Annotated in this window: 5 protein-coding genes and 1 pseudogene; 5 read left to right on the forward strand and 1 reads right to left on the reverse strand. The window is 34.6% G+C overall.

All coding sequences use genetic code 11. From position 1 onward, the window contains the following. Positions 1-11: 11 nt before the first annotated feature. Positions 12-1,139 carry a transcriptional regulator gene (locus RCH56_RS03890; RefSeq protein ID WP_306483687.1) on the reverse strand — a complete coding sequence of 376 codons (1,128 nt, stop codon included), beginning with the start codon at positions 1,137-1,139 and terminating at the stop codon, positions 12-14. A 216-nt stretch (positions 1,140-1,355) separates the two neighbouring features. Here RCH56_RS03890 and RCH56_RS03895 point away from each other — a divergent pair, with 216 nt between their 5' ends. The 5 genes and pseudogenes from RCH56_RS03895 to RCH56_RS03915 all read left to right on the forward strand — a co-directional run. Further along, positions 1,356-2,549 carry a M20 family metallopeptidase gene (locus RCH56_RS03895; RefSeq protein WP_306483688.1) on the forward strand — a complete coding sequence of 398 codons (1,194 nt, stop codon included), beginning with the start codon at positions 1,356-1,358 and terminating at the stop codon, positions 2,547-2,549. Continuing rightward, positions 2,542-3,333 carry a DUF3100 domain-containing protein gene (locus RCH56_RS03900; RefSeq protein WP_306483689.1) on the forward strand — a complete coding sequence of 264 codons (792 nt, stop codon included), beginning with the start codon at positions 2,542-2,544 and terminating at the stop codon, positions 3,331-3,333. The genes RCH56_RS03895 and RCH56_RS03900 overlap by 8 nt, the downstream gene beginning before the upstream one ends. Further along, on the forward strand, positions 3,334-3,786 hold the full coding sequence (locus RCH56_RS03905) for a hypothetical protein (protein ID WP_306483690.1): 453 nt from the start codon (positions 3,334-3,336) through the stop codon (positions 3,784-3,786). A 103-nt stretch (positions 3,787-3,889) separates the two neighbouring features. Next, positions 3,890-5,554 (forward strand): alpha-glucosidase, encoded by a 1,665-nt coding sequence (locus RCH56_RS03910; RefSeq protein WP_306483691.1) that lies wholly within the window; start codon positions 3,890-3,892, stop codon positions 5,552-5,554. 308 nt (positions 5,555-5,862) lie between these two features. Next, positions 5,863-6,167 (forward strand): annotated as a pseudogene (locus tag RCH56_RS03915) (mannitol dehydrogenase family protein); the annotation flags it as partial.

Below are 6,167 nucleotides of genomic sequence, written 5' to 3' on the forward strand. Positions count from 1 at the left end.
TTTTAGAAAAATTAAAATAAAATTTCTATAGCCTTGGTAGGTCTTCCTTTATTTCCGTCTTTTATATAAAGTTCTGTAGCATATTTATTTTCGATAAGTTTATTCATAATTCTATTAGCGGTTCTTCTAGTTATTTTAAGGATAGAAGATAATTGACTACTTGTTATAGTGGATGTCTTTTTATTTTTAGTATAGAGAGTGATTTTTTGAATATATTCTAGAGAAATCCCGCAAGATCTAGATATTTCATACAAGTGGTCACTATCAATATCATAAGAAGAAAATGTTTTGTTTGTAGCTAAAAATTTTATATTTTCTCCATCATACATTACGACAGATTTTCCTGTATCCAGAAATTTTCTAGCATACATTGAGTTATCTATACCTTCTTTTATGGTATTTCCGCTTGCTAGAGTAAGTTTTAGCTTGATATTTTTCTTGTTGAAAATTTCGATACTTTCTTTCAACTCATTAAAACTAATTCCTCTATTAGATATAACTAAGACTCCACCATCTTGGTCTAATACTAGTCCTTCAAAGACAGAGGCATAATCATCTATCAAACTCCCTAGATATGAATCATTGAAATCCATATGGAAATTGTGAATTAGAAAAGATTTGTCTTCAGTATCCTTGATATTGATCCTTGTAATCAATTTCTCGAAGTCTTCTTCTATATCGGTTTTGGTCGCCCCAAGCCTAAATACTGGGATTCCCATATCTTTTAAGACATTGTAGCTGTAACCGTAGGCGGTGAAGACACAATCTATTTTGCCTTTTTTATATAGGTCGATGTGGTTTAGTAGATAAGCATTTTCCCCATAGGTGGAATTGTATTTAATTATTTTATAGTCGTCTATATTTATATCATAATCATAAATTAAAGAGTCTAGCAATTTTTTATCTAGACAATCAAAAGATGGATTCTTGTAAGTTTTAATATTTTCGTAGTTTTTAATGAGACATTTGCTAAAGCTTGTAGCTCCTCTTTTGGCATAAGATATAGGTACATCTATATCATAAGAATGGATTAGCTTGTTAAATACACCAACACCGCTTGCAAAGATACCGTCTATATCACTTGGCAATAGACCAAGAACATCAACTAGCGAATCAGTATCGTCTATGATAACTCTCATAAATTCTAGTTTGTATTTTTTTATAATTGATTCTATTTTATTAATGGACTCAATAGTCCCTATCAGTAAGATTTTCATATTAAATATTATATCACATAATTAAATTTTAGTTGACGAATACGTTTTCTTATTATATAATGAATTTAAGTCATAATAAAGACATATAAATGTAATATTTATATACGTATGGAAATTATAAAAATAGAAAGGGAAATTATGGACTACAAACAATTAGCTAAAGCCAATGAAGATGTATGTATCAAAATGAGAAGAGACCTTCATAAGATACCTGAGCTTGAACTTGATCTTCCTAAGACATCAAAATACATCAAGGACAAACTCACTGAATTTGGAATCGATTACAAGGAATATGTAAATGGGAATGGAATATCAGCCCTAATCGAAGGAAAAAATCCTGGTAAATGCCTTGCCATAAGGGCAGATATGGATGCTTTGCCAATTACAGAAGAAACTGGCCTAGACTTTGCATCTGAAATAGAAGGACAAATGCATGCTTGCGGTCACGATAGCCACATGGCAGTAGCCTTGACAGCACTAAAAATTATTAACGAGAACAAGGATAAACTAAATGGAAGTGTTAAATTTATCTTCCAACCTGGAGAAGAAATTCCTGGTGGGGCAAAACCTATGATTGATGAGGGAGTTTTAGAAAATCCTAAGGTTGACTATATTGTAGGTATGCACGGAGGCCAATTAGCAGATGTGCCTCACGGCAAAATTGCCTTCAAAGATAATGAAATGATGGCTTCTATGGACAAGTTTTCTATAAGGATAAATGGCCATGGTGGACACGGCGCAAGTCCTCAAGCCACAGTTGATCCTATAATTGTATCAGCAGAAGTTTTGTTAGGCTTACAAAAGATAATTTCTAGAGAAATAAATCCTGTAGATAGTGGACTTGTTTCTGTTTGTAAGATTGACGGTGGGTTTACTCAAAATATAATTCCAGACACTGTCGATATGATGGGTACAGCAAGAGCCCTAAGTGAAGATGTAAGAGATACTATTGAAAAAAGAGTAGAAGAAATTTCATCTGGCATAGCAAATACCTATGGTGCAAGTGCTGAGGTTAATTATGAAAGATTCTATCCAGTATTAAATAACGATCCAAAGTTTAACTCTTTTGTTAAAAGCCTAGTTGGGGAAATGTTTGAAGATGACATTTACGAAATGGATAAACCAGTTATGGGAGCAGAAGATATGGCGTTTTTCCTACAAGAAGTGCCAGGATCATTTATGTTCTTGTCAAATCTTTTCCAAAGAGAAGATGGAAATGTTTATGTAAATCACAACTCTAAATTTGACCTTGATGAGTCACTATTTTATAAGGGAGTAGCTGTATTTGTTGCGACAGCTTTCGAGTTTTCTAAAGGAGGACTAGATGGATAAGTCTAATAAAAAACACGAAATAAAAATGCACTTAGTTGTTCTATTAGTTGCAGTAATTGCGATTCTGATAGGGGCTAAGTCTGTTGATATAAAGGGAATTACTATTGTATTTTCACCACTAATATGGGCTATGCTTATATCTTTTGCCATATATATGACAAAGAAAAATATTCTTACAGAAAAAGACGCTCCACAGGCTAATGCCATGATGGGGATAATGCTTGCAATCTTGATTGCAAAACTTGGTGTAACAAGTGGAGGTCAAATTGATGCTATCAAAAAAGCAGGTCTTGCCCTAATACTTCAAAACTTCGGTAACCTAGGAACTATAATTATAGCCTTACCTATAGCTCTCCTTCTTGGAGTAAAAAGAGAATCTATCGGTATGTGTCATGCCCTAAGTAGGGAGGCAAATGTAGGTCTTATTCAAGATAATTACGGAGCAGAATCTCCAGAGTTTAGAGGAGTAATGGCAGTTTATATTATAGGAACAATATTAGGTCCTATTATTTTAAGTATAATCTCATCTGTTGCTATTAGTTTAAATATAGTATCACCTCTCGGAGCTGCTATGGGAACAGGAGCAGGGTCTGCTTCGATGATGACTGCTGGACTATCTGCACTTATTGCAAATTATCCAGAGCTTGAAGCACAAATGACAGCCTTTGCTGGTTTATCGAATTTGATATCTAGCGTAATAGCTCTACCATTAGGAGTTTTCTTGGGATTGCCTCTAACAGAGTTCTTATACAAAAAACTATCGTTTTTCAGAAAGGATAAATAAATGCAAAAATTTAAAACAGATATGCCAGCTCTTGTAGTATCGCTGTTGTTCACAATAATATCTTCTACTATATGTAATGTTTTGGGTGAAGAAAGCTTGGGTGGATCTCTTGCAGGAATGATAGTTCTTACTTTAATAACACTAGTAGGATATTTCTTATCTTATGTTGTTCCAGCAAAGAAGATATCGGCAGTATTATGGATTTCCATTATAGCTATATTAATAGCAAGTCCAATTTCACCTGTATCAGATTTTGTAGTTAAAAGTGTTGACAATATAAGCATAAACGCAATAATAACCCCAATCTTAGCTTATGCTGGAATCATAATCGGAAAGGACTGGGGAGCCTTCAAGAAGGTTGGAGCGAGAGGAATAATAGTTTCTATCTTTGTTATCATAGGAACCTTCCTCATTTCATCTTTACTAGGCGATTTCTTTATGAGTATATTTTAATAACTAATGATAATCCGGAATTCCTTGGGAGTTTCGGATTTTTGTATTTACTTTAAGAAAAAATAGTATAATGGAGCAAAGGAAGAATAGATAAGGAGATTTTATGCAAAAAAAGTGGTGGCAGAAGGAAATTGTTTATCAGATTTATCCTAGGTCCTTCAAGGACTCAAACAATGACGGGATAGGCGATATTAGAGGAATCGTTGAAAAGTTAGATTACTTGAAAAACTTGGGCATTACTATGATTTGGCTTTGCCCAATTTATAAGTCTCCAATGGCTGATAATGGTTATGATATTTCTGATTATTTCGATAGCAATGAAGAGTTTGGCAGTATGGAAGACTTTGATCTTCTTGTAAAAGAAGCTAAAAAAAGAGATATCAAAATTATGATGGACCTTGTCTTAAACCACACTTCTAACGAACACGCATGGTTTAAGGAGGCGATATCCGATAAGGATAGTCCTTACAGGGATTATTATATAATTAGAGAAGGAAAAGACGTTCCAAACAATTGGAGATCGATCTTTGGTGGATCTACTTGGACTAAGATAGATGGTGAAGATGCCTATTACTTCCACTCCTTTGCCAAAGAGCAGCCGGATCTCAATTGGGAAAACCCTAAGCTTAGAGAAGAAGTGATTAATATAGTTAATTTCTGGATTGATAAGGGAATTACAGCCTTTAGGATGGATGCGATTAATCACATCAAGAAGGATCCATCTTATAAAAGTGGAGATCCAGACGGGGCTGATGGCAGAGTCTCTGTCGTAAAATTCGGCAGAAATCAAGAGGGAGTTGAAGATCTCATAAGGATTCTTTCAGACAATACCTTCAAGATCCACGATTCTATGACTGTGGGGGAGACTGCTGGTCTTTCTTATGATAAGTATGCTAACTACATCGGTGATGATGGGGTATTTTCCATGGTATTTGACTTTATCCCAGCAAACTTCGACGTGGTCGAAGAAACCTGGTACAAGAGACTTGACTGGAAGGTAAGCGACTTTAGAAAGTCAATTTTCGATAGTCAAGAGTCAATCCAAAAATATGGCTGGTCAGCAAATTTCATTGAAAACCACGACCAACCAAGAGCTACTACTAAGATCTTAAGGGAAAAGGACGAGGATATCGATGCTATAAAGATGCTTGGAGGAATTTATTTCTTCTTTAGAGGAACCCCTTATATCTATCAAGGTCAAGAGCTCGGTATGAAAAACTTCGTAAGAGAGTCAAAAGACGACTTCCAAGATATTCAATCTATAGACTCCTATGAAAGGAGCCTTGAGGAAGGCTTTAGCGAGAAAGAAGCCCTCTACTTCACCAACCTCAGAAGCAGGGACAACCCAAGAGTTCCTTTCGCCTGGACTGATGAAAAGTACGGAGGCTTCTCAGAAACTAAACCTTGGCTTGCCATGGCCTACGAAAATCCTAAAGTAAATGCTGAGGATGAGGAAAAGGATAAGGATTCTGTCCTAAACTTCTACAAAAAAATGATAGACTTTAGGCAAAATAGCCAGTATTCTGATATCCTAGTATATGGAGACTTCAAGCCTTTGGAAGGCATTGATAGCGAAATAATAGCTTACGAAAGAATATTAGTCGATAAAAAAGTAGAAATTATCGCTAACTTCTCAGATGAAGAAAAGAAAATAGAAGCAAAGGGTAAGGATATAATCTTTTCCAACTCAAGGGGAGAAATAGAAGAAGATAAGCTAAGTTTAAGTCCCTATGGCTTTGTAATCTTAAAGAATAAAAATAATAAATAACAATTAGAAAACGCAAAATCCACTGTCTTACAAGCCTTGGTTTTGCGTTTTACTTTAATTCTAGAAATCTTCAAAAAACATTTGACATTCCTTTGACTAAGTGTTATATTAATATCAGAAGAGGTTGTAAGCGATTACAATAAGAGATTATTTTTGAAATCTCTTAAAAATTTTTAGCATAAATTGCAACCGCTTACAATAATTTTTGATTAACTAGATATTTTAGGAGATCAGGAAATTTTACAAGGTACGAAACGATTAGGGTATAAGAGAAATAGGAAGCTTTAGCAATTAAAATGGAGGAGTTTATGGAACTAAAACTAGAGAACTTAGATCAAATTCTAGAAAAAGTGGACAAGGGTCCAAAATATGACGTTAAAAAGCTTAGAGAAGAATCAATCAAGGATCCAAAATGGCTCGCTTTTGGTTCAGGTAATATTTTTAGAGGATTTATTGCAAGAGTAAACCAAGATGCCATAAATAAAGGCAAGGAAGATCGTGGAATTTCTGTTGTAGAAACCTTTGATGAAGAAATCATCGAAAAGATCTACAATCCATACGACAACCTAGCCCTATCAGTTACCCTTCACAAGGATGGTAATTTCGATACAAA

It is taken from the genome of Anaerococcus sp. (genome assembly GCF_030825785.1).
Taxonomy (GTDB): domain Bacteria; phylum Bacillota; class Clostridia; order Tissierellales; family Peptoniphilaceae; genus Anaerococcus.

Excerpts from the sequence above, each read along its gene's own strand:
- RCH56_RS03890 (WP_306483687.1), bottom strand. The coding sequence starts at position 1,139 with ATGAGAGTTATCATAGACGATACTGATTCGCTAGTTGATGTTCTTGGT.
- RCH56_RS03895 (WP_306483688.1), top strand. The coding sequence starts at position 1,356 with ATGGACTACAAACAATTAGCTAAAGCCAATGAAGATGTATGTATCAAA.
- RCH56_RS03900 (WP_306483689.1), top strand. The coding sequence starts at position 2,542 with ATGGATAAGTCTAATAAAAAACACGAAATAAAAATGCACTTAGTTGTT.
- RCH56_RS03905 (WP_306483690.1), top strand. The coding sequence starts at position 3,334 with ATGCAAAAATTTAAAACAGATATGCCAGCTCTTGTAGTATCGCTGTTG.
- RCH56_RS03910 (WP_306483691.1), top strand. The coding sequence starts at position 3,890 with ATGCAAAAAAAGTGGTGGCAGAAGGAAATTGTTTATCAGATTTATCCT.